The organism is Saccharothrix xinjiangensis (assembly GCF_039527585.1).
Classification (GTDB): domain Bacteria; phylum Actinomycetota; class Actinomycetes; order Mycobacteriales; family Pseudonocardiaceae; genus Actinosynnema; species Actinosynnema xinjiangensis.
This window is the reverse complement of record NZ_BAAAKE010000029.1, coordinates 25,922-51,151: the sequence shown is the minus strand read 5'-3', so window position 1 is coordinate 51,151 and position 25,230 is coordinate 25,922. Positions and strand designations below refer to the sequence as shown.

Sequence of the window (25,230 nt, the reverse complement as noted above, 5' to 3'; positions counted from 1 at the left end):
CCGCCAAACCCAGGGCGAACATCACCGTCATCACGCCAGGCGACGGTGCCCCGGCCACGCCGGTGCCGTCGATCAACCGAGCACGAAGGCCGTGTGCGCCGCGTGCCGATCACCCTGATGGATTGGAGTTCCCATGTCCCTGACCACCCCCGTGCGCAACGCCGGTTTCGAGCACATGCTGCACATGTTGCGCGCCCAGAACGCCGCGAAGATCGACGTGGTGGCCCCGGCCACCACCCTGCGCGCCCGGGGCGGCGCCATCGAGCTGTCCGGGGTCGAGCCGGTCGTCGACGGCCACGGCGTCACCCTGGTCGACGGCCTGTACGTGCCCACCACGACCGCGGACGCCACGATCGCGACAAAGCTGGGCATCGGCTCGAAGTACCTGCGCTTCATGCGCACCGAGCGACCGGACCTGTTCGACGCCAACGTCAACGGGTTGCTGCACGGCAAGTACAAGCGCACCGCCGAAGGCACGACCAGAGTGATCTACCCGGCCGACTCCCGGTCGTTCCTGCTGCGGCTGTTCCGCGGTCAGGACGGCGAGCCGGGTGTGTTGCGCGCGTTGCTGTCGGACCGGTTCGGCATGGTCGACAACCTCGACCTGCTCACCGCCGTGCTCGACGGCATCCGCCAGGCCGACGTGCAGGTCGAGATCCGCTCCTGCGACCTGACCGACTCCTCCATGCACTGCAAGGTCTACTCCCCCGCCGTCGAGCGGCTGGCGCCGCACCTGCTGGCCGGCTACCGCAACCCGTTCGCCGACCCCGTCCTGGAGGCCGACCGGCAGCGCGTCACCACCGACCTGGATGTCGGTCGCCGCCTGGCCGCCGCCGAGGGCCTGGGCTACGAGCCGGGCAGCGAGCCGGTGGTGTTCGCCGGGTTCCGCTTCTCCAACTCCGAGGTCGGCTCCGGGTCGGTGACGCTCAAGCCGGAGCTGTACGTGCAGATCTGCCGCAACGGCCTCACGCTGCCCGCCCTGTCGTTCCGCAAGGTCCACCTCGGGCAGCGAATGGAGGGCGGCACGGTCAGCTGGTCGCAGGACACCGTCAAGAAGCAGCTCGACGTCATCGCCGCCCAGGCGCGCGACCACGTCCGCGAGTGGCTCTCGCCGGCTTTTCTGGCCCGACAGGTGGCGAAGCTGGAGGAGCAGGCCGGGGCGCCGGTCACCGAGCCGCAGGCAGCCGTGCAGGTGTTGGGCCGCGAGTTGGGGTTCACCGAGGCCGAGCGCGAGGGCGTGCTGCGGCACTTCATCGCCGGGGCCCAGCCCACCGCGGCGGGCATCGCCCACGCGATCACCAGCTACAGCCAGACCGTGGCCGACCCTGCCCGCGCCGACGCGCTGGACGACCTCGCCCTGCGCGCGATGGCGCTGGCCAGGTAGACGACAGTCATCTCGGCAGTCCGCACACCGGGCGGCTGTCCCCGGCACCGGCGAACCACCCGTCACCGAAGGTCCGCGCGCACCCGACCGGGGTGCGCGCGGACCCCTGCGATCACCCGCCGACGCGCTGAGCGGAAACCGAGCAGGAAACCGCAGGTGACGCGCCATCACTGACCGGCCAGCACCGACGCACGACGCGACGACCGACCTTCGCCACGCCCCCGCCGGGCTCCGCCGTCGTCTCCGATCCGGCCACCGTCCGCGCACTGCGCCGCACGACATCCTTCTCCGAGCCTGTCCCCAGGGAAGACCATGACCCTCTCGCCCATCCGCTCCCTCACGCCGGTCACCGGCGGCGCCCGGGATCTGACGATCACCGCCGCCCTCGACGCCGACCACCATCCCGTCCACACTCCGCCACCGGGCCCTCGTCACGTCACCCCGGAGCAACTGGACCGGGTGAAGACGGCCCTGCGCAACACCGACCTGCCCTACCCGACCACGCCGGTGACCGTCGAGGGCGACCTGCCCACCGGCGGCGGGCACCCGATCCACGATCTCGCCGTCGCCATCGCGGTGCTGACCGCGGCCGGAGGCATGCCCCGGCTCGACGACACCGTCGTGGTGGGGGCTCTGGGCCTGGACGGCAGCGTGCGCCCGGCTGTGGGCATTCGGCAGTGCCTGCTGGCGCTGCGGAACCGCACCGATGTCCGCCGGGTGATCATCCCCGGCGCGGACCTGGTCACCGCGCCCACGCTCGACCACGTCGCGGTTCTGGGCGCGGACACGGTGGCCGACGTGGTGGCCTATGCCCGCGGCCGCCGGGACGCGCTCATCCCGGCCCTGTCCCTCCCGCCGCCTGCCGCATGCGCCCTTCCGCCCTTCCTCGACGGCCTGGTGCTCTCGCCGTGGGTGGCGCGCGGGCTGGCGGCGCCCGCCGCGGGCGGTCACCACGTCCTGCTCACCGGCCCCGATCCCGACGACCGGAGCCTGTTCGCCCACGCGCTGACCGCGCTGCTGCCCGCGCTGACCGACGAGCAGGCGTTCATCCTGGCCGAGAACCGACGCTACGGCGGCCCCGCCGACAGCACACCACCCGATCACCTCCCGCCCTACCGGGCCGCCCACCGCGACGCCTCGCTGTCGAGTCTGATCGGCAGCTCCCGAGGCCCCGGGGCGGCACTGCTGGCCACCTACGGCGTCCTGCACCTGCCCGACGCCGGAGGGCGCCCGCGGGAGCAGTGGGAGGAGCTGTGGCAACTCATCGACAGCCGGGAGGTGATCCTGCCCGTGAACGGCACACCCACCTTCTTCACCGCCGACCCACTGCTCGTGCTGTCCATGGAGGGCCTGCCCTCCCAGATGCGGCAGGTGCCGCCGATGATCTACGACCGGGTGTCGGTCCGACTGCACGTCACCCGCACCGATCACCACCACCGGCCCGACCAGGAGCCGCCCAGCCAGGAGCCGCCCGGCCAGGACGGGCCCGACGACAAGCCGCTCGACGGGGACATGGTGGCGCTGCCGGTGCTGGCCCGCACGGTCGCCGCCGCCCGTCTGCGCGCCGCACGACGGTGGCTGGACACCGGTGTGTCCACCAACGCCGAGGTCCCCGAGGACGCCCTGGCCGCCGGCAGCGTCCTGCCCCGCGCGTCCTGCGAGCTGCTCGACCGCCACCACCGTGCCGGGGTGCTCAGCGAACGCGGCGTCGACGAGGTCCGCCGCCTCGCCTGGTCGCTGGCCGACCTCGACGCCTGCCCACGCCCCGAACCCCGACACGTCGAACAGGCCGTCGCGCTGCGTCTGCAATGCCGGCCCGCCTCCCGGTGAACGATCCGGCGGACCGCCACGACGCACGCCCGCTTGCCCGGACACCACCCACCAGCAGAGGAAACACCGCCATGACCATCGAATCCGACATCACCGCCGTCACCGACGCCCCGCTGCCGCTGCTGCGGCGCCGCACCCTGGTCCGGGCCACCTCCCGGGAAGCGCCGTGGACGAGCATCGACGAGGTGCTGCGTGTGCTGCGCGATGCCACCCCACCGGCCTCGATGGGCAGCACCGAGTCCTGGCAGGCCGGTCGGGCCCGCACCATCGGCATGATCGGCTCGGCCACCGACCTGCGCCTGTCGCCCTCGCGACAGCTGCTGTCGTTCACCGCTCGCTTCACCCCCGCCACCCGCCGCGGCCGCCGCCACGTCGTCCACATCGCCACCGCCACCCACGTGCCCACGCTCGCCGACCTCGCCGACGGCCTCGCCGACGCCACCCACGCCGGCCTGGACCTGTCGGTCGAGGCGTTCGTCGACTACGTCGACGCCCTGGAGCGCCTGCCCGACGCCACCGGCACCCCGATCGACTGGGGCCGCCCGCCGCAGGAGGTCCTGGAGCAGGTCGCCTCCTGGCGTGACCCGCTGCAGGTCGGGCACGCCACCGCCGACCCGGACCTGGCCGCCGGAGCGCGGGCGCTGCACACCGCGGCGATGCTGCACGCGCTGGCCGCCGGCCACAGCATCATCACCCTCACCCGCGAGATCCTGGACGGGCCACTGCCCTGGGTACACGGCCGCAAGCCCGAACCGTTCCTGCGCCCGATCGGCACCGCACTCGGCGAACTCAACGGCGGGCGCAAGACCGGCCGCGACGACCAGCGCCCCGCCGAAACCCGCGTCGAGGACCACCTCACCACCGCGGTCATCGTCGAAGCAGCCCTGACCGCCCTGGGCGGACAACCCCACCGGGCCGTCGACGCGCTGCGCCACCGCGCCGACCAGCTCGACGACACCGACACCTGGTACATCCCCGCCGACCGTGCCGCGATGCTGCGGAACCTGGCGTTGCTGCTGGCGGAACTGTTCTCCCCCGCCCCGACCGAACTGCAACTGCTGCGCCGGGTCCAGCCCGGCGACGTCATCGCCGTCCTCCACCAGCCGACACAGGAACAGCAACTCCGGGTCATGCAGGTGACCGGCCCGGTGCAGTACCTGGCGCTGGGCACCGCCGGCGGCACCGAACGCCTCACCATTCCCGTCAACGACGTCACCACCCCGCCCTCACGCATCAGCGGACTGCTCATGATCAACCCTGCGGCCGACCACACCCCGCCGATCGAACTGAAGATCGTCGACGGCCCGCACTACCCGTTCATGAAGGCAGGACACATCGCCACCGACCGGTGGGCGATCCTGCCCTCCAGCCTCGCCGGCGCCGACCACGACACCGTCACCACCCGACTCCTGGCCCTCTCGCACCGCGCCGTCCACGAGTTCGACAACACCGCCCGCCCCTGAGCACCACACGCCACCCGGCGCGGCGCCGTCACCCCACCGCCCATCACCACCACCGGCCACACGAACTTCCCCCACGTCCCGGGATATACAACTCCCCCGGCCGCATACCTCGCTCAGTTCTTTCCCGACATCCGAACACGGCCCTGCCGCCAGTGCCCACCACGCCGGCGGGCAGGGCCGTGTTCGACCAGTGCCCGCGCACGCATCCTCGAGGAGGCACATCCCCGTGACCGCAACCCACGACTCTCCAGCCACGTCGCAGGACCAGGCCGAAGTAGGCCGATGGGTGGACTACCACGGCTCACTCGACGACCACTGGGGGCGCTACCGGATCACCTTCCTCAGCGACACCGCCGACGGCCTGCGCTACGAACTCGTCGACGACCACGACTACATCGCCCTCACCCACGTACGCCGCATGTCCTTCACGCTCATCCCCGACGGCCCGCCGCACCGTGTGCACAACCTCCACGAGCGCCTCGCCACCGTTCGGGCAGCCGCCCACCACCAGTACGGCGACACACTGCCGGAACTGCTGGTCAACTCCCTGTTCAAGGTGCCCGAGGTGGTCGCGGCCAACCGGCACGCCGAAGCCGAGCACTACCTGCTGTCGCTGGAAGCCACCGTCGGCTGCATCACCTCCGAGCAGTTCCAGCAACGCGCCCAGGCGGTCGTCATCACGGTCGGCGACGACTCGTGGACGCCCTGACCGACACCGCAGACGGCACCACCCGCCCCCTGGCGACGAGGACCCGACCGGCATCGGATGACCATTCCCGCTCCCCGAAGCGAACATCCGCCTTCTGGCGGCGACACCGGAGCGGGGGCAAACTCACCGGCCACCACACCCACGGGCTCGACCTGCACGTCCGGCACCGACGCGGACGCGAGGGCGCCCCACCGCCACTCGACACCCACCGGCAGCCCGCCGACACCGGGCTCGCACGTGCGGTGGGAAAGGCCGTCCGCGGCCGGACCCACCGCACCGACCCGTGCCCGCCGAGGTGGTCGTCGATCCTCAGGGCGAACCCGACGGGCTTGACGTAAGCCGCACGACCACCTCGCCACACGCCGCCCGATCACGTCGCCGCGCGACCTGTCGCCTCATCGACTCACGGGGTGAGGGCCGGATGAGCACATCCGGCGCGCCGACCCGGCGCGAAAACCCGTGGATACCATAGTGCAAACTTGTTGATCTTAGATTGACGTGTCCGCGTCCGGCGGCCCGGTGCCGACTTTTCGTTGAACGAGAAGTACCCAGTGGACAGTATCCGTAGTCGGTCCCTGCCACGCCGAGTGCGTTTCCCCGCGGAATCGAGCCGAAGCGGCATCGACGCGATCGGTTACGGCCATCCCACCTGTGACGGGTCACCAGCCCATGCCCTCGCACCGCTACCGAATCAGCCTGATCGTGGTCGCCGCCACCGGAGACGAGGTCACCAGCACCGTCCACGACACCCAGGCCGCAGATCACCACCACGGCGTCGCCAGCCTGCGCTCGAGCAACACCCTGGCCGAGTTCCTGCGCCGCCACGACGAGTTCGCCATCCCCGACGGGATACCGATCGTGCGCTTCGACACCACCGACGAAGCGGTGTCCTTCGCGTTTGCACCCGAGGCCCCTCGCACCTGGCGTACCTACCCGCAGGCGTCATGCAGCGCCCCGACGGCACCCCCGTGCCCTACGACGGCCAGGCGTGGCACGCACTGACCGGCTTCTGCGTCGCCGACGACGTCTACGCGCTGCTGGCCGACCACGCCGGTGTACGCGTCGAGCGCACCACCCGACACGACTGACCTTGCCGACCACCCACGCCCTGCCGCGCACCGGCGCCGCGCTCACCAGGTACCCGAGCGCGGCACCTCGCGGCATCCACGCCGCGAGGTGCCGCGTCCACCCCCTTCCTGAAGGAGCACATCCGTGATGTCCGACCCGACGTCCGAGCCGACCCCGTCCACCTTCCGCCTGGATCAGGTCACGCCGGTCACACTGAACCAGCCCGGCGATCTGATCGCCGCCGTGCCACACCTGCTGTGCTACTACCCGACCGACGCCCTGGTGGTCAACGTCGTCGGTGGCACGATCGAGGTGACGCTGTGCTTCACACTGCCCACCGACGCGCTGTCCCGGAGCCTGATCGACCAGACCGTCGCAGCCGCGGCGCGCCACCCCGGCGCCGTCGTCAGGGGGATCGTCGTCGGTGGCGGCGAGCCCGTCGAGGACCTGCTGCCGCATGCCATCCTGGTCACGCGGATCCAGGACGCGCTCGCCGAACACGATGTGCCCCTGCACATGTTCTGGACCGAGGCCATCACGGCCGGAGCGCGGTGGCGCAGCTATGAGAACCCCTCCTACACCGGCACCGTGCCGGATCCGAAGACCTCGATGCTCGCCGTAACCTCCACGGTGCAGGGCCGGCGGACCTTTGACAGCCGCGAGGACCTCGCCGCGGTACTGCGTCCCGACCCCCAGGAGACCCTGGCACGCCGAGCTGCCCTCGTCGACCAGCTGGTCGACCGCGGTGGCAGGTCACGATCGGTGGGTGAGTCCTATCGCCTGGTGATGCAGTACGTGAAGCGCACCGGTGAACGCGCCCAGGCACTCTCCGACTCCGACATCGCCGCCTTGGCCGTGGCCTTGTCGGACAAGAGGGTGCGCGACGCATGCATCGCCACCGCCGCCGGTGAGCACGCCCAGGCCGCCGAACGCCTGTGGACCGAACTCGCCCGGCAGTGCCCCACTCCCGAGTGCGCCGAGCCGGCCGCACTGCTGGCCACGTCCGCCTACCTACGCGGAGACGGCGTGCTGGCGGCCCTGGCGCTCGACCGCGCCGAGGCGGCGTGGCCCGGTCACCACTTCGTCGGTCTGCTGCGCGCCGCCCTGGACAGCCGAATGCCCCCCAGCACCCTTCGCCTGCTGGTGGACGACGCGGTCGCGGAGGTCGAGCGCATGGAACTGGAAGAGCCCGAGTAACCCCCGGCCGCATCGCGTTCACCCGGTGACAGCGGGCCTGCGCTGCGCACACGACACAGGACCCCACGCCTGTCGCCACACCAGCGTGCTGCGCCACTCACCCCGCGGGGGCACGGGCGTCGGCCCCACCAGAACGCACCGGAAGCAGATCGTCGCGATCGCACCGGTTCGGGAACCAGACCGCGCGCCTCAGGGGCACAGGATCGGCGAACCTGCCCACCGGGGACCCCAAAGTCCCGCCACCGGTCGACCAGCCGGCCCGACCGGACAGCTCACCCACGGCGAACCTGAACACCACCGGTACCGGCAGAAAGGACAGGACCTCCTTGAGCACCGCAGCCACCGCCCGATCGCCGAGCACCCGCACACCCGCCACGCCGCGCCTGATGCGCGTCGCGCTCAACGCCGCCCGCGACGGCCACCACGTCATCCCACTGTGGCCGCGCAGCAAAATCCCGAAGGACAAGGGCTGGGAAACCCTCGCCACCCGCGACCTCCAGCGGATACGCGGCATCTGGAGCACCCGGCCGTTCAACGTCGGCATCGCCTGCCGCCCCAGCGGCCTGTACGTGCTCGACCTCGACGACGCCCACGGCCACCCGCCACCACCGCAGTGGGCAGGCGCCCGGCACGGCCGCGACGTCCTGATCCGCCTCGCCGCAGCAGCAGGGCAGCCCTATCCCAACCGGACCTACACGGTCCGGACCCCGTCCGGCGGGTTGCACCTGTACTTCCGGGCACCCGCCGAGCCCGAGCTGCGCAACACGATCGGCCGCCTCGGGTGGCGGATCGACTCCCGCGGTGCGGGCGGCTACATCGTCGCCGCCGGATCGGTAGGCCCCCGTGGCCTCTACCGACCGATGAACCGCGCACCGATCGCCGCGCTACCAGGGTGGCTGATCCCGCTGCTGCTGCCGCCCCAGCCTCCGACGCCGATACGGCCACCGAGCCCGGCACCACGCCATCGGGACGCCTACCTCGACGCCGTCGTCACCGGCGAAGCCGACGAGGTGCGCAACGCCGCCTGCGGACAGCGGCACCGGACCCTGCTGCGCGCGGCGAACAAACTCGGCCGGTGGGTGGGCAGCGGTGAACTCAACGAGCACGAAGCCCGCGCCGTCCTGCACGCCGCAGCAGCCGAGCACAACGGGGTCGAAGGCTGGAGCGTCCACGAAGCCGAGACCACCATCCGCGACGGGCTGGCCTGGGGCATGGCCCGACCGCGCAGCCTGACCGACCCGCGCTGACCAACCGATCCCCAGGAGCGGCTTCGTCCCCTTCGCCCCGACCACGCAGTGAAGGTGTGCCCCGAGGGGCAGCGTGGCCCGTGGTTGCGGTGCGCCGCACCGTACAGGACCAGTGGGTGGGGGCGGCACACAACGCCGCCCCCACCCACTGCCCCTGTTCCGGCGGACGCACCCCGCAACCGCGGGCCAGCCCCGACCCCAGAGGGTGCGACACGATGAACATCCGACCGACCCGACACCACCTCACCACGGCACTCGACCGGTACAGGCACACCCTGCTGCGCTGGGCGCGCCGCCCCGTGGGCATCCGGGTCTTCCACAACTCCAGCGACCGCGCGATGCTGTCGGGCTACCTCGGACAGCCGGTCGTCGAAGTCCTCACCTACCAGGAGCCGCCGGCATCGCGCACCGGCGACGTGGACCTGGCGGAGTCGGCCTTCCAGCTGTGCAACGTCGGCGACGACCCCGAATTCGGCCGGCCCGACCCACGAGCCGTCCGCTACCGCCGCCGCGGCAACCGGTCGCTGTCCATCGGCGACGTCGTCGCGATCGACGGCCGCTTCTACGCCTGCCAGCGCATCGGGTGGCGCCGCATCACCGAGCCGAGGCAGCTGCACGAGCGGCGGCACGGCACCACGCCCCTGCACCACGACCAGCGCCCCGTGCCGGGAACCGACCCGCGGTCACCCGAAACTCGACACTGACCCCGGCACTTCGCCACGCGGTCGCCCGACCGGGCACGGCCTACCCGCCCCGGCCATGACGACGCCGAACCACCGGACATCACCAGCCCTTGGCAGGTTTTTCCCCACACCGGAGCACGTGACTCGCCGGGTCGACCGCCCGACAGTGGCGGGAGCAGACGCCGGCCTCGAACACGACAGGCGCGACGGCGAACTGCGTCACCGGGCGCCTCCCACAGCACCTCCACCCCGCGGGTCCCGGCTTCGGCCGGGGCCCGCGTCGCGTAGCTCCGCGGTGCCCTCCTCGACCACTTCCCCGCCTTCCGGGAGCCATACCGTCATGCCCCTCAACCCCGACACCGGCATCTGGGACAGCAGCTACACCCCACCCACCCCTCACGACCTGCCCGCCGTGCGGCTCTACCTGCGCGAGGTCTTCGCCCAGCCGGAAGCACTCGCCTTCCACACCACGATGGTCAAGGAAGACCGCTTCTCCCGCGACCTGATCCGCTCACCACACCCCGAGCGGGCCGCGCGGCTCATCCTCGACGGCGAACGCGAACGCCTCGCCCACGCCGCCCTGTACTGGGTCTCCCCGGAGATGACCCAAGTCGTCACCGCCGCCGCCACCACCCTGCCCGAGGACCTGCGTGTCGACGAGACCCACCAGCCTGCCGAGCACGGGTTCATCGTCTTCGCCGAGCCCATCGGCTCCTACCTCGGCGACGCGCTGGGCGACCGGCGCGTCGACATCGCCGCCGCCTCCTGGGGACCACTACCGGGCGTGCCCGACGCCACCGGGGTGACGTTCTACAGCGTCCGCGACCTCGACTACGCCCGCCACTGCCTGACCCGGATCCTCGGCCGACCACCCAAGCGCGCCGAACTCGACGCAGCGTTGAGCGCCTCGCCCGAGTGGATGTGGGACAACGAGATGACCCTGCACCACGGCAACACCATCGCCGACCTCGACCTCATCGGCCAGTTGACCACGCTGGTCGTCGGCCAGGCCGTCGTGCCGTGGATGAAGGTGCTCTACGCCGCCTGGCTGCTGATGACCCAACCGGGCATCAGCGAAACCGAACAGGTCACCCCCAACCGACGCCTCCAGCGCCGCGAGGCCCGCGAGGGCGTGCGCAGCTCCGAGGTCCGCATCGTGCACGTCCACCGTCGCCACCGCGACAAGCCCACCGGCAGCCAGTCCTCCGGCAGCGGTGAGCGCCGCTACACCGTGCGCTGGCTGGTACGCGGCCACTGGCGCAACCAGGCCCACGGCCCCGACCGGTCCCTGCGCCGCCTCGTCTGGATCAACCCACAGGTCCGAGGCCCGCAGGACAAGCCGCTCAAGACCGGCCACACCGTCCACGTCTGGGACCGCCCCACAAATCGGTAACACCCGCAGCCCGCAGCACATCACGGAAGGCGCAGCAGCATGACACGTTTCCTCACGCCGGCGCACGACACCGCAATCGTCGTGCTGAGCGACCGGCCCGTGGACTTCCACGGCCTCTCCCGCGAGTACGTCCACCCGGACAGGCGGGTCGTGCAGGTGCCCGACCGCACCTGGCCCGCCGAGCGCCCCGAGGTCTGCACCTGGGAATCGCCCACCGGCATGTGGTTCGACCACCACGGTCTTCCGGTCGACTTCAACAGGTCGGACACCGACGCGGGCGTCTTCCTGCTCTGCCCCGGCTGCGGTCTGGACGCCACGTAGCGACCACCCGCTCGACGCCGGACAGCCCAATCCTTGCCGGGCGGCGACAGCGGCTCGGCTCGACAAGCCGTTCGGGCCGGAAAACCACCTCGCGCGAGCGCCTCGACGCCGCGACGGCCCCAGAGCCCGTACCCGGCCAACCACACCCACCTTCCAGCCACACCGAAGGGACACCACGTCATGGACGACTCCGTCACAGAGCCGACCTCCCCGATCCAGCAGCTCCTCACTGCCGCCCCCACACACGGCCCAGTCGCCGAAAGGACCGACCCGGACGGCTCCAGCTTCACACCCCGACCGCGCTCCCGGCTCGGCATGTTCTGCCACAACGACCAGGTCCACTTCCTCACCCTGCCCGACGATCCGGACGAACTCGCCCTGCTGCCGATCGGCCTGGTCGGCGACCCCTTCGCCGACCGCGTCCACGTCGTGCGCGGCATCGACTTCTGGATCGGGGACCGCAGCCTGGACAACCACCCGCCCAATCTGACCGTGAACATCCTGCTCGACGAGCTGCTCTACGACATCGCCTCCGGCGCCTACACCGCCACCGACCACGACCGGGCCTTCGTCCGCCGGTTGCTCGCTGCGGGCAGGCTGCGCATCTCCGGGCCATGCCTGCTCCTGGGACGCGACGAGACCAAGGACACCAGCACCCGGCTGCCGGAGACGTTCCTGGACTGGTTGCAGCGCACAGCAGTTCAAGCCGTAGCCGACCTGGCCCAGACAATGAGCACAACCGACGGAGTCGAGGCCGACGAGTAGTCCGCCGCCGGCCCCTGCCCACGGCGCCCCGACGGCGCATCGGCGAGCCACAAGAGCGTGGTGGGAGGTGCGGAACCTGAGAAATTTGGCAGAGACGGCAAGGGCGTGCCTGGCCGAAGCCAGGCACGCCCGGTGTCGCCCGCACAAGCCCGAAGGCTTACCACCGCCGCAGGCAGTGGCTCGACCAAAAATGCGGGAACACAACGCACCAGGACCGTACAGGCTCCGAAGGGCCCTATCCCGATGCGCGCGCTCCAGTGTACCGACCCAACAGATCACCACACAGCCCTGGCGCCATACGGCACCGCCCCATCCTGAAGAGGGTCCAACCTGGCTCTTTGCCGCGCCTCCAGCTGCGTACGCAACCAAGCGAACATCGTCTCCGCAGCCGCGCCTCACCAGCGCCCCCCTCGTGCCTTGAGGCTGTCATGCCGCTCCGACCGCCTCAAGGCACCCAAAATAATTCTTCTCCGCAAGCTCCGAACAATTATTCCGGGGCCCACCTTGACCCGGTCTACGCGACACGAAACCGGCACTACGCGAGGGAGGCGGGAGAAAAAGGTTATCCACCATTTCCGACAGGCCGCCAATGCGCGCATCTCACGTTCCACGGAGACAAAACAGCAGTTCAGGGGCACCCAAAAGGAGGTAACGCTTCAACAACAAGACTGAACGAAACGCCTTCCGTCTTGCGAATTGCAAGAATCGCGACTAGGATTAAAACTGCAAGAAACGCCGGGAAGACCAAACCCGGCGAACGTACGGATCCGATTTTCGAGGTTATCCATGTCGCAGCGCGTTTCCATTCCCACGGCCCTTGCCGATATCGCCTCCCTGGTCAGTTCCGGTGATCTGACCGCCGCCAAGCGTCACGTTCGCACCGTGATCGACCACGTTGACCCACAGACGCTGGCCCTGATGGGCAAGTGCGCCGCCACGCTGAGCAGCTACCCCTACGGCACCGCCGTTGCGAAGCTGCGCAACGCCTGGCAGCGCACCACCAGCGACGAGGACCGCGACGTCATCGCCGCGTGCATCCCCGCCCAGGACCCAGGCCTCTACCGCCCGGACACCGACACCGCCGACGCGCCCCGCTACGGTCACGGCAACTACCAGGCACCGCGCAACAGCAGCACGCGCTACGAGCGCAGCGCCCGCCGCACCGTGCCCGAGCAGCGCCGCCGCTCCCGCGCCCAAGCCGAACCGCGCACCGTGACCGAGTACAGCCAGACCCGCGCCGGGGTGAACGACGCCCCCGCACGCGCAGAGCGGCCGATCGCCTACGAACTGGACTACGACCGCGCCGCAGTCGCCGACCTGCGCACCCGCCCGTGCGTGTGGTGTGCAGGAGAACGCGCCATCGTCGACGTCTACACCGACCGCGTCAAGGCCGGACACGGTGACGACGGGCTGTGCACCGAGTGCCGCTCGCTGGACCGCCCCGGCATCCCCGAGTTGCCCACCGGCCACACCTACGCCGACGCCATCCACGCCCGATGCGCCTACCACGCGACGCAGAACGGAATGCCCGCCGTGCGCGCCGAGTGGCGACGCGCCATGCGGCAAGGTCGCCGCCTCACCGCCACCACCATCGAGCAGTGGGCGACGACCTACCAACAGCGGCACGCCGCCGTCACAGTGGACGAAGGCGTGCCCTGCTGCGCCCACTGTGACGCCAACCTCAACAACAGCCCCAACCCGCTCGACGTGCCCAACGAACACGACGAGCGCACCGCACCGCATGACCCGCGCTACTGCTCCCGAACCTGCGCCGACGCCGCCACCGCCCCCAAAGACACCCCCGAACCCCAGCCGCAGCCCGACCAGGAACAGGAACCCCAGCCCGAAGCCGAGCCGCAGCCGCAGACCGCACCGGAGCCCGAGAACGCGCCCACGGTGGACGGCGGTTCGTGCGAGACGTGCGGAGACGTAAAGCAGGTCCGACAGGGCCTGTGCCTAGACTGCCGACGGTTGGAGCAGCAGACCACCCAGCAGCAGCACACCGAACAGGAAGCCGCCTAACCCTCACCCGCCGGCGGACGGGGGCGGCCCCGTTCGCCGGCACTCGGCGGGTAACCGGGGTGGCCGGCATCAAGCTGGCCACCCCGCCACAAGCTGGCCCCACCCACCCACCCCCGACCGCCTCACGGCGACATCGAACCCGCCTCCGGCAGGTACTCACCCCCGCCAACCCCCACACCTCCCGCACCCCAGCGATGCCCCCCACCCACCGCAGGAGCATCACCGCCACCCTCACCATCCGGCAGCACCACGCCGCTCGACACGTCCTCACCGAAACCACTCACCACGTCCGGTTCACCATCGACACCCACGCCGGTGACGTCCTCACCGACACCGCCCGCGCCGTCAGTGACCTTCTCCGATTCAACCGCCTCGCCTCCGGCCGACGCCGAACGCGCCAAACGCACCAGCGACGCGACCATCTGATCCGACATCCCGGTATAGCGCGCCAACTCCACCTCGTCGAACACCTTCAGCGCCGCCACCACCGTCTGCGCCAACCCCACCCGGGCCACCTGCTTCTTCGCCCGCTCCGCCTCGACGTCCTTCCCGAGCTGCTCCCGCAACACCGCGACCCGCTCACGGTGCCGCCTCCGCAGTCCCGCGATCCGCTCGTCGCTACCGCGCTCCACATCCTCGGCAGCCTCAGCGGCCCGCGCGACATCACGAATCGCCGTTGTCCGCAGCCGCGCCCGCCGCCTGTCCTCCTCCAACACCCGCCGGGCGATGTCCTTCGCCGACACAGCCATACGCCGTGACCTCCGCTCCGCACAGTCCCCCTGGGAGCACCTCCACCGTAAACGCCGCTTCCTCCCAACTCCAGCACAGACAACAGCTACCACAGCAGCACAGCACCGTTGTGGCACATCCGGCCGCGTCCGGCACGGGATGCCTTTTCTCCTAACGAAAAGTCCGCACCGCTCAGTCCGCCGCGAACAAACCAAAGCAAGATCAATCAGTTTGCACTATGGTATTCACGAGGTTTCCACGTCGAGCTGCCACGCCCGGTGTGGTCATCTCGGCCCCCACGCCAAGAGCCCAACAGGCGACAGGACGCACACCACTGTCGTCGAGCAGCGCATGGGAAGGGGTCGCGTGGCCTACGTCAAGCCCATCGGGTTCAATCCTGTGGAGATCGACTACCGCCTCGGCATGCACGGCTCATGCAGCGGCTCCGACCGCGAACGACTGCTCTCGACACACCCCCATGGCGCTCCTCCCGGTCTGCTGTGGATCGGGCAAGGGCTGCGCGAGGTCGGCATCACCCCGCTCAGCCCGCTCACCCGCGACCAGTTCCCCCAGGCACGAGCCCTGGCCACCGGGTGCCATCCGCACACCGGCGAGGTACTGGTCGAGCCGAAGAAGGCCGTCCCGGAGGACGCGAAGCTGCCGATCTCTCCGCTGGTGCGCGCCGTGCACGGCATCGCCGCCCAAGCCGGGGTACCGGTGTCGGAGGTACTGACCGACCGCAAGCTGCGCGACATGTTCGCCACCGCAGAGCGGGTGTGGCGGGCCGACGGCGAGACCGCGCGCCTGCGCGCCGACCATGCCGGTCTCCTACTCGACGCACTGGGCCTCGCGCCGGACGAGGTGTGGCAACCCGGTGCCTTCGAGCGGGCGACGGCGAACCTGTTCACCGTCGTACAGACCACCGGTCACACCGGCAAGCCACGCTCCAAGCGGGTACCGCGGCGGGTGATCACCGGCAACGCCGCCTACGACCTCACCGTCGACATCCCCAAGAGCGACTCGACTTTCCTCGCCATCGCCACCCCCGAGTTGGCCGCACAGGCGGAACCGATGTACCTCCAGCAGGTACTGCGCACCTTCGACTGGCTCGAAGCGCGCACCGCCTACGGCATGCGCGGCAAACACGGCCAAGGCCACACCGCCGCCACCGTTCCGGGCTCCGGCTTCCTCGGCTGGGCGATGATCGAACGCACCGCACGCCCCGCCAAGGACACGCCCGTGGGCGATCCGCACTGGCACGTCCACCTCACCCTGGCCAACATGACCCGCGGCATCCAGGACGGCAAGTGGAGCACCATCGCCGCCGGAGGCCGAGACCTCATCCGCCACGCCCCGGTCGTGCAGCACATGGTGCACGCCCTGATCCGCCACCAGATGACCACTCGCTTCGGCGTGCGCTACCGCCGCAGCCAACGCACCGGACGTTGGGAAATCGCCGGCATCCCCGACGACACACTGCGGCAGTTCAGCAAACGCAACACCGACATCCGCGCACTGCTCACCCAACTCGGACACGACCCGCACACCGCCAGCCGCGTCCAGCAGGACCTCGCAGCACGCCTGACCCGCCGCCCCAAGCCCACACCGGGACGCGTCCGCGGCGACTACGCCGACGCACCCGACGCCACTCTCCAGGACATCTGGCAAGGCCAAGAGCTGGCCGCAGGACGTGATCCGGCCGACCAGCTGCGGCGTGTCCTCGCCGGTGGCCACCTGCCCGAAGAGAGCGAACAACCCGAACCCGAACCGGTCGTCACCGCCGAGACCATCGCGCGGCAACTGCTCGACCCCGCTGCCGGCCTGACCTCCCACAGCCGCCGCTTCACCCGCGCCGACGCACTGCGCCACGTCGCTGACGCCATGCCCGGCGGCTACGAGTCACCGGAGGCGATCGAGGCCATGACCGACCGGGTCCTTGCCTACATGGGCTTCGTCCGACTCCCCCAGAGCGCGGAGCTGGTGCACGGGGTGGGCGCGAAGCGCTCTCTGGCCGCGCAGCACATGGCCAACGCGCAGCAGTTCACCACCACCGACGTCGTCGAGGCCGAGAAGATCATCCTGCGCGCCGCGCGGGCCAGCCACCCCGACCAGTCGCCAGTCCGCGTCACCGACCCGGACCTGCTCCAGATGGCTCTGGACACCGTCGAAGCCGGCCAGGGCTACCCGCTCTCAGACGAGCAGCGCGCCGCCGTGACGCGCCTGGCCACCGACGGCCGCATGATCGACACCGTCAACGGTGCCCCCGGCACCGGCAAAACCACCCTGCTGCGCGCCCTGCGCACGGTCCTGGAGGCCGCCGGATACGTGGTGCAGGGTGCAGCCAGTGCGGCAGTCGCCGCCCGCAACCTGCAAGCCGAATCCGGTACCCCCTCCCGGACTCTGACCTCGCTATTGACCAGCGTCGAGGCCCCGGACAGCACGGTGCTCGTCGGCGTAGACGTGCTCGTGGTCGACGAGGCCAACCTCACCGACGATCGCGACCGCGCCCGGCTCTACCAGCGAGCCGCCCACACCGGCACCCGCATCATCGAGGTCGGCGACAAGCTCCAGCTGCGTGGTGTCGGCGCGGGTTCGCTGTTCGGGCACGTCCACCGCCTGGTCGACGGCCCTGAACTGGTCGACAACCGCCGGCAGCGTCACGAGGACGAACGAGAGGCCATCGCGCTGTGGCGCGAGGGACGCTACAGCGAGGCACTCGCGATCTGGATGCTCAACAACAGGCTGGTCGCCACCGACACCACCTCGGAGGCCACCGTCGCCATGCTCGCCACCTGGGCACGGATGCGCGCCGGAGCACCCGACCCGCACACCGAGATCCGCGGTCTGGTCATGCTCAGCGCCACCCGCGACATGGTCGACCGGCTCAACCACGGCGCCCAGGCCCTGCGTCTGGCCGACGATCAACTCGGCCGCGGCCACACCTACGCGCTGCGACGCGGCGGCGAGATCCGCTTCCACATCGGTGACCACGTGCTGATGCGCATCAACGCCGTACAACGCCGCACGCTGGCCGACACCGACGTCCTCAACGGCTACCGCGCCGTCGTCACCGCCATCGCCGACGACGGCACCCTCACCGTCGAGTGGCAGGAGGATGGCGCCGACGGCCGCACCATCCGCCAGGGCAGGCTCACACCGGAGTACATCGCCCGCGGCGGCGTGTCCCTCGGCTACGCCATGACCGTGCACAAGAGCGAGGGCCTCACCGTCGGCGACCAGTGGCGCGGACCCGACGGCGAATGGTCCGGCGGCACCGTGCTGTTCCACGCCGCCGGAACCGACAACCCCGCCGCCCACGTCGCCACCAGCCGCCACCGCAGCGCAATGCACCTCTTCGCGCCACTCGACGCACTCGACACCGAACGCGAAGTCACCTCCCGGCCCGAGCCGCGCACCCGCGCGGAGCGGATGGAACGCGCCGTCGAGAAACTCGCCCGCCGCGTCCGCGCCACCGAAACCTCACCCGACGACCTGCCCGTCGTCGTCCAACTCGGGCTCGCCGAGTTCCAGGACCTCACCCAAGCCCAGACCCGCGAGCAGCACGCCCGCGACGCCGAAGCCGCCGAACGCAAAACCGTCCGCCGCCGTGAGGAGCGCACCGAGCACAACGCCGAAGCCACGCAGGCACGCGCCGAACGCGCCGAACGGGACCAGCACTCGCGAGACCGTGCGGCGGCCCTGCTGCGCGAGGTGTGGCGCCACGAGCCCGACCTGGTGGAGCGGCTCATCTCCGCCGCCGCGTTCACCACCGTGGCTCGGCGGCTGGCCGAGGTCGAAGACTCGGCACTCGACGTGCGCGAGGTGCTGGCCCAGGTACCGCTGCGGACCGTCGCCTCCGACGCGGTCACCGATGCCGCGGCGTTCGCCGCGTGGGCCGTGCGTGACGCCGCCGAACGCCTCGCCGACGGCCGCGTCGAGGCCGCGCAAGAGCGGACCGAACGTCGACAGCAGTGGCAGCTGTTGCGCGATCAGGTCGCCGATCTGGTGCGCGAGACCTGGACCGCACGCCCCGAACTGGCCGAAGCCGTCATCACCAGCTCCACGTTCGACGCCGTCGTGCGCCAACTCGACCGCCAGGCGGTCGGCGGACTGGACACCCGCACCCTGCTGGGCCGCGTCCCGCTGGCCAAGGTCGGCCACGACAACGTCGAGGACCCGGCCCTCCTGACCGCCTACTTCATCAAGCGTACCGCCGGCTCCCTCCTGTGGGATGCGGACAAGGCGCAGCGGGGCGGCGACCGGGCCGCAGCCGAGCGCCACCGCCGCCGCATCGCACTCGAACACCTGCGTCAGGCGTGGCCGGACCATCCTGAGGTCGTCGACCTCGTCGCTGGCGGGCCTGCGTTCGGGGCGCTCGCCCAGCGGATCAAGCAAGCATCCGAAGCCGGTGTCGACGTGCACGCCGCGCTGCGCCAGGTCTCACCCACCGAGGTCAGCGGCAGGCGGGTCAAGAACCCCTCGGCGTTGGCCACCGCCGCCTTCCAGCGCGCTGCACAGCAGCAGACCGAACCTGCCAAGACTACTGCGGGTGCTTCCGCCCGCCAACCGGAAACCCGACAGCCCGCAACGCGGCATGCGCAGCACTGGACGGAGCGCGAACACGGCGTCCACGACGACGAGCACCTCCACCGCCTGCTCGCGGAGGGGCAACAGCGCCTCGACGTTCTCGACCGCACCCTCAACGAAGCACGCCAGCGGGCCGACGAACTGCGGATACAGGTCGACGCCCAAGCAGGTCCGGCCGTACAGGCGCTCGACGAACACCTGCACCGGCTCCGCGAACAGGCTGACCTGATCCGTCAAGCCGACGACCTCGAAACGCGCTGGCAGGCGGCCTTGGAGCAGGCAGAAAACGCCGCCGCCGACCGCGCACGCGCCCAGCACGCCCTCGATGCCCTCGGTCCGCTGGCCCGAACCCGCCGCACCGAACTGTCCGAGCAGGTCCGACAGCACGTCGAACGGGAAGAACACGCACACGCACACGTCCGCGACCTCGCCACCCAGGCGGCCCGGCTCCACGAGCGCACAGGGCCACCCGAGCAACGCCGCCACACCCTTACCCGCGCCAACGCAGCCGAAAAAGACCACGAACACGCACGCCCCAGAGCCCACCAACGCGACCTCGACACGCTCACCACCGCCCAGCACCGCGCCGAACGCCTCGCCGTCGAACACCACAACCTCAGCCGACGCATCGACGGCCTGCGCAACGAGGTCGAACTGCGCGCGCACCAACCTGAGGAAGTCTGTGAGCGCGAACGACAGGAACGTCACAACGAACTGGTTTCCGCCCACGAGCGAGCCAGCCGAGCACCGGAGCCGGCCATCGAGCGCCGATCCCACCTCGACGACCTCGAACCCCCGATGCCCGGCGGCGAGATCGAACCTCAACCGGGCGACCGGTAGCGGCCGACCACGGTGCGGCGAGCAGGCTGCGATGAGCACGTCGGGGAAGCCTGATGTCTTGATAGCTGTTTCCGAGCTTGGGCAGGCGGAGGGGCCTTTGGTGCGCTGGGGGGGAACTCCTGGTAGATCGGACGGTGTCTATGCGTCGTTCCACCAGGAGTTCCGTTGTTGTCATGCCCGATGCCCGCGGGCGGTGTCACCACGGGTACCCGTTGCTGCCGTCTGGCCGCCTTCCACCGGCTCGTTCGGCGGGCGAGGCGGTATCCCACCGACCTCACCGATGCTCAGTGGGCCGAGCTCGACCCGCTGCTGCCCGATCCGGCGTGTCTGGCGGGTCGGAGCGGGCGGTGGGAGAAGCACAGCCACCGCCTGATCGTGGACGCGATCCTATACGTGCGCGCAGCCTGCTGCGCCGACTGCGCGACACCGCCGGTAGACGGGTCGCACTGGTGTGGGCCGACGGCGGCTACACCGGTCCTCTGCTCACCTGGACCCACAGGACCCTCGGCCTGGCGGTGGAGATCGTCCAGCGCCCGCAGGTACGGTACTTCACCGTGTTGCAAGGAGGTGGGTGGTCGAACGAAGCCTGGCATGGATCACCGGACACCGCCGCTGCGTCCGCGACTACGAACGCCTACCCCCCACCACCACGAGGCCATGGTCTGCTGGTCCATGATCCGTATCACCAGCCGCCGACTCACCCGACATCAGTAGCTCGGAAACAGCTACTTACGGGCGATGCGCGGGATGATGCCGCGGTCGCGCAGCCATCGGCGGAGGCGGTCGGTGTCGTAGGCCTTGTCAGCGTGGAGCTTGGCGGGTCGGAAGCGGCGCGGACCGCGTCGGGAGCGGATGCGCGGGATCGCCCGGAGCATCGGTTGGAGTGCCTGGCTGTCGTGCAGGTTCGCGGCAGAGACGCCGATCGCGAGCGGCAGCCCGGCACGGTCGGTCACCACGTGGATCTTCGAGCCGGGCTTGCCACGGTCAACCGGGTTCGGGCCGGTCATGTCGCCCCCTTTTTCGCCCGGACCGACGCGCTGTCCAGGATCGCCCGCGACCAGTCCACCAGGCCCCGGGCACCGAGTTCGTCGAGCACCGCCTGGTGCAGCCGCCGCCACAACGCGGCCTGCGTCCACTGCGTGAAACGACGATGCGCCGTCGGTGCCGACACCCCGAACGACGGCGGCAGATCCCGCCACCGGCACCCGATGGTCAGCACGAACACGATCGCGGTGAACACCGCCCGATCATCCACCGGCACCGACCCACCACCCTGTGGACGCCGCCTGAATCCCGGAATCAGCGGCTGCACCAAGGCCCACAACTCGTCCGGCACCAACCGCGACGACAACTGATCGACCACGGCACCACATCATCCCAGCCCGCGCACCACCACGTGAGACCGGCTCTTAGTGATCATGCTCTGCAGCACGTGGTGCGTGATCGCCCCAGCTCAGCGTCTCAGCGCAGAGTTCTATCACCCTACAGTCACCAACGGCCAAGCCAACCCGTGGTGGACGCGCGCCTGAGCCCGACGCCTCGAGCAGGTGCGCAGATCCGGCCGGGCCGCCATCAGGCGACCCATCCCGACGAACAGGAAGCCGACCAAGGGCGAACTCAGCTGCCCCACGCATCTCCATGCCGGTCCCACGACTTCTTTGAGCGGGCACTTGCGACCGTCAGGATGAGGTCATCAAGTTGTCGTCGCACCCGCTCGGCGTCGTCGTCGCGGCCCTGTTCTTGATACCGCCGCCACGCTTCTTGCCATACCGCATGGGCTTGGGCGTGTTCGCCAAGCGCGGCGTGGGGGTGGCCGACGCGGTCGAGGGTGTTCGCGACTTCATAGGCGTCGCCGTGGGTGCGGAACAGAGCGAGGGCTCGGTGGTAGTGGTCGACGGCCTGCCGGTGGTCGCCGGTGCGGTAGGCGACGAACGCTAGGCTGTCCAGGGTGGCCGCCTCGCCGTTGGGGTGTTGGTGACGCCGGTACCGGGCGAGGGCGGCGGAGCAGTGCTCACGGGCCGCGTCGAACTCACCCAGGCGCGCGGCGAACCAGCCCGCCACGTTGAGCGCGTGGGCCTGCCACACCGGCTGGTCGAGGGTGTGGTAAAGGTCTACGGCGTGCCGGGCGTGGTCCAGGGCCCGCTGGTCGTCCCCTTGTTGCCCACAGGCGATCGCGAGCTGCTGGCGGGTGTGCGCCTGTTCGGCGGTGTCGCAGCACTGCACGGCCAGGACGAGTGCCCGATCCAGATGCCTGGCGGCCTCCACGTGCAGGCCCAACCGCGAGCAAGCACGTCCGAGGTTCCGGTGGGTGCGGCTGCGGGTGGCGGGGTCGGGCAGGTGGTCGGCGGCGTTCAGCGCGGCCCGCCACGAGGCGAGGGCATCGTGCCGGTACCCCTGTCTGCGATGGAAGGTGTCCAGTGCCCGGGCGAGATGCCAGACGACGTGGTGGCGACCGAGCGCTGCGGCGGCGCGCTGGGTGGCCAGGATGGTGGCGTGCTCCGCTGTCAGCCAGGCCGTCGCGGCCGGGAAATCGGCTGGTAGGAGCGGGTGCACGTCGGGCGCGGGCGGGTCGGGTCGCACGACCGGGCGGTTAGGGTCCAGGACGCGGTCGGCGGCCAGAGCGGTGTGCAGGTGGAAGTCCAGCACCCGGACCAGAGCCGTTTCCCGCAAGTCGTCGGGCAGGTCGCGGGCGGTGGCGGCGGCGTAGTCGCGGATCAGGCCGTGCATCGCGAACCGGCCGCCCGGCCGCCGATCGAGCAGGGACGCCTCCTCCAGCGCGGTCAGCGCCTTGCGGGCACGGGCCTGAGGCAGGCCGGTGAGGGCGGCCACGGCTGGCAGGGTGGTGTCTGGGCCGGGGGCGATGCCAAGCAGCGCGAACACGGTGCGGCGTTCGCCGGTGAGCCGGTGCAGGGACCACGACAGCACGGTAGGCAAGCTGGCGGCCGGATCGATGTCGTGGTCGAGCATCTCCAGGCCCAGCTCGCGCAGCTCGGCGGCGAGCTCGGTCAGCGGAAGACCGGGGCAGGTGGCGGCGATGCGGGCGATGATTGACAGGGCGAGCGGGTAGCCCCCGCACAACTCGAGCAGCTCGTCTACGGCGTCGTGCTCGGCGGTGACCCGGTCGGAGCCCAGGCGCGCGGCGAGTAGGGCACGCGCCTCGGCCGGGGAGAGCACCCCGAGGTTGACGTAGGAGGCGCAGTGCCGATCGATCAGCGACGTGGGCCTGATGCGGCCGGTGACCAACACGGCGCAGGTCGGGCTGCCCGGCAGCAGCGGGATGACCTGCTTGCTGGTGGCGGCATTGTCCAGCACGATCAACATTTGCTTCCCGGCGACCAGGCTGCGGTACAGCGCGGCCTGGGCCTCCGGATCAGTTGGGATCCGGCCCGGATCGACTCCCAGTGCGTCAAGGAACCCCCGTACTGCCACCGCAGGAGTCATGGGCTCGTCGGTGGGACTGACCCCCTGCAGGTCCACGAACAGCTGCCCGTCGGGAAATCGGTCCAGGTGACGGTGCGCCCACGCCAACGCGAGCCAGGTCTTGCCGATCCCGCCTGCCCCGCCGATCGCCGAGATCACCACCGTGTTGGCGGCTCGTGTCCCCGAACGGGTACTGGCTGGCTGCGGCCCCTCGGCCAGTTCGGCGGTCAGCGCCTCATCCAGGCGGGCCAGTTCGGTACTGCGGCCGGTGAACCACCGTGGCGGCACGGGCAACTGCCGGGGCACCGGCTTCTCCGTCCCCGCCGCTGTCTCACTCGTGATCGCCGCCGAGGGCAGGATGAGGGCGGGATCGGTATCGAGGATGCGCTGGTGCAGGTTCTGTAGTGTGATGCCGAGTTCGGTGCCCAGTTGCTTGACCACCCGGTCGCGGAGTTGCCGGTAGTGGGCCAGGGCGTCGGCGGTGCGTCCGGTGCGGTGCAGGGCGAGCATGAACTGGGCGGCGACGCGTTCGTCCAGGTCGTCCCGTTCCGCCAGCGCGAACAGTTCAGGCAGCACTTCGGTGTGCTGGCCGCAGCGCAACGCGACGTCGATGCGGTCGAGCTGGGCGGCGATGCGTTCCCGCTCCAGCCCAGTGCGCACCGCAGCCAGCCACAGGGTGTCCAGGCCGGCGAACGGCTCACCCCGCCACAGCCCCTCCGCCTCCTCCAGCAGCGCCAGCGCCCGCGCATCGTCCCGCCCGCGTGCCTGCTGCACGAGTCGGCGGAACCGATGCACGTCCACCGCCTCCGGATCCACCTCTAGGACGTATCCGCCGCCTCGCCGCACGACCGCGACGTCACCAGCGAGCGTCAGCACCCGTCGTAGCCGCGACACGTAATTGCTGGCCACCGCCCGAGCCTTATGAGGCAACCGATCCGCCCACACCCGGTCCAGCAGCTGCTCCATCGTCACGACCCGGTTCGCCTCCATCAGCAGGACCGCCAACACACATCGCTGCCGCGCGTGACCGACCTCCACCAACCGGCCGTCGACCCGCAACTCGACCTGTCCGAGCACACACAGTTCTGGTGCCACGGTGCCCACCTCCCCGGGCCCCTTCCTACTCTGCACGCACACCGTCTCACGACCGCTGACCAGGCGATTGCCACAACGTGGTGACGCCACGACGAACCGGGAGCCCACCGTGTACTACGTCCGGATCAGCCGATAAGACCGACCGCGAAGGAGAGAGTCATGGTTCGGGCCGCACAACCTGGAATGGCTATGGGAACGGGGAAGTTCATGAGCGCATCAGTAACGTCCGGACGACGGACCTTGCGGACAGTTCTCGCCACAGCCGGCATCGTGGCTGCGACGGTGACGTCTGTCGGCCTTATGGGGGCTGGATCTGCCGCCGCCGCCCCATCAAACTGCAGTACGGGCCGTAGCTACGGCTCCACTAGCTGGGCTGAGTGCACCTCGGGCACTGGCCAGTACCGGGCGTACACGTGGTGCGATGCCTTCTTGGCCCGGGACTACAAGAAGTACGGCCCCTGGCTGTCTCCTGGCCAA

The 25,230-nt window shown here is 70.5% G+C and carries 15 protein-coding genes and 1 pseudogene; 13 read left to right on the top strand and 3 right to left on the bottom strand.

The features are described from left to right. Window positions 1-133: 133 nt before the first annotated feature. The 12 genes from ABD223_RS36520 to ABD223_RS36465 all read left to right on the top strand — a co-directional run bounded on the left by ABD223_RS36520 (window position 134) and on the right by ABD223_RS36465 (window position 14,082). Window positions 134-1,384, top strand: coding sequence for a hypothetical protein (locus ABD223_RS36520; RefSeq protein WP_344041558.1), 1,251 nt, complete (start codon window positions 134-136; stop codon window positions 1,382-1,384). 312 nt (window positions 1,385-1,696) lie between these two features. Next, a complete protein-coding gene (locus ABD223_RS36515; protein WP_344041556.1) occupies window positions 1,697-3,214 on the top strand; it encodes an ATP-binding protein in 1,518 nt (505 codons plus the stop codon). Between the two features lie 71 nt (window positions 3,215-3,285). Next, entirely contained in the window at window positions 3,286-4,677 is a 1,392-nt protein-coding gene (locus ABD223_RS36510; protein WP_344041554.1) for a hypothetical protein, read from the top strand. A gap of 226 nt (window positions 4,678-4,903) precedes the next feature. Next, window positions 4,904-5,386 (top strand): hypothetical protein, encoded by a 483-nt coding sequence (locus ABD223_RS36505; RefSeq protein ID WP_344041552.1) that lies wholly within the window; start codon window positions 4,904-4,906, stop codon window positions 5,384-5,386. Window positions 5,387-6,330: 944 nt separating this feature from the next. Then, a complete protein-coding gene (locus tag ABD223_RS36500) occupies window positions 6,331-6,474 on the top strand; it encodes a hypothetical protein (protein WP_344041550.1) in 144 nt (47 codons plus the stop codon). A 127-nt stretch (window positions 6,475-6,601) separates the two neighbouring features. Continuing rightward, window positions 6,602-7,651: a DUF4192 domain-containing protein gene (locus ABD223_RS36495; RefSeq protein WP_344041548.1), complete on the top strand. Its 1,050-nt coding sequence runs from the start codon at window positions 6,602-6,604 to the stop codon at window positions 7,649-7,651. Between the two features lie 326 nt (window positions 7,652-7,977). Beyond that, window positions 7,978-8,898: a bifunctional DNA primase/polymerase gene (locus ABD223_RS36490; RefSeq protein WP_344041546.1), complete on the top strand. Its 921-nt coding sequence runs from the start codon at window positions 7,978-7,980 to the stop codon at window positions 8,896-8,898. Between the two features lie 215 nt (window positions 8,899-9,113). Beyond that, window positions 9,114-9,602 (top strand): hypothetical protein, encoded by a 489-nt coding sequence (locus ABD223_RS36485; protein WP_344041544.1) that lies wholly within the window; start codon window positions 9,114-9,116, stop codon window positions 9,600-9,602. A 319-nt stretch (window positions 9,603-9,921) separates the two neighbouring features. Next, on the top strand, window positions 9,922-10,974 hold the full coding sequence (locus ABD223_RS36480) for an AcrVA2 family anti-CRISPR protein (RefSeq protein ID WP_344041542.1): 1,053 nt from the start codon (window positions 9,922-9,924) through the stop codon (window positions 10,972-10,974). 39 nt (window positions 10,975-11,013) lie between these two features. Then, on the top strand, window positions 11,014-11,295 hold the full coding sequence (locus ABD223_RS36475) for a hypothetical protein (RefSeq protein WP_344041540.1): 282 nt from the start codon (window positions 11,014-11,016) through the stop codon (window positions 11,293-11,295). Between the two features lie 315 nt (window positions 11,296-11,610). Beyond that, window positions 11,611-12,060, top strand: a complete 450-nt coding sequence (locus ABD223_RS36470) for a hypothetical protein (RefSeq protein ID WP_344041538.1) — start codon at window positions 11,611-11,613, stop codon at window positions 12,058-12,060. A 786-nt stretch (window positions 12,061-12,846) separates the two neighbouring features. Further along, window positions 12,847-14,082, top strand: a complete 1,236-nt coding sequence (locus ABD223_RS36465) for a hypothetical protein (protein ID WP_344041536.1) — start codon at window positions 12,847-12,849, stop codon at window positions 14,080-14,082. A 122-nt stretch (window positions 14,083-14,204) separates the two neighbouring features. Here ABD223_RS36465 and ABD223_RS36460 read toward each other — a convergent pair whose 3' ends face one another. Continuing rightward, window positions 14,205-14,831, bottom strand: a complete 627-nt coding sequence (locus ABD223_RS36460; RefSeq protein ID WP_344041534.1) for a hypothetical protein — start codon at window positions 14,829-14,831, stop codon at window positions 14,205-14,207. 346 nt (window positions 14,832-15,177) lie between these two features. Here ABD223_RS36460 and ABD223_RS36455 point away from each other — a divergent pair, with 346 nt between their 5' ends. After that, complete coding sequence (locus ABD223_RS36455; RefSeq protein WP_344041532.1) at window positions 15,178-20,238, top strand: AAA family ATPase; 5,061 nt, start codon at window positions 15,178-15,180, stop codon at window positions 20,236-20,238. A gap of 728 nt (window positions 20,239-20,966) precedes the next feature. Here the strand turns inward: ABD223_RS36455 and ABD223_RS36445 are convergent. Together ABD223_RS36445 and ABD223_RS36440 are read right to left on the bottom strand one after the other, a co-directional pair. Further along, window positions 20,967-21,601, bottom strand: a pseudogene (locus ABD223_RS36445) (IS5 family transposase); the annotation flags it as partial. A 254-nt stretch (window positions 21,602-21,855) separates the two neighbouring features. After that, the gene (locus ABD223_RS36440; RefSeq protein WP_344041530.1) at window positions 21,856-24,753 is read right to left on the bottom strand and encodes an AfsR/SARP family transcriptional regulator; all 2,898 of its coding nucleotides are present in this window, start codon (window positions 24,751-24,753) and stop codon (window positions 21,856-21,858) included. Window positions 24,754-25,230 lie beyond the last annotated feature (477 nt).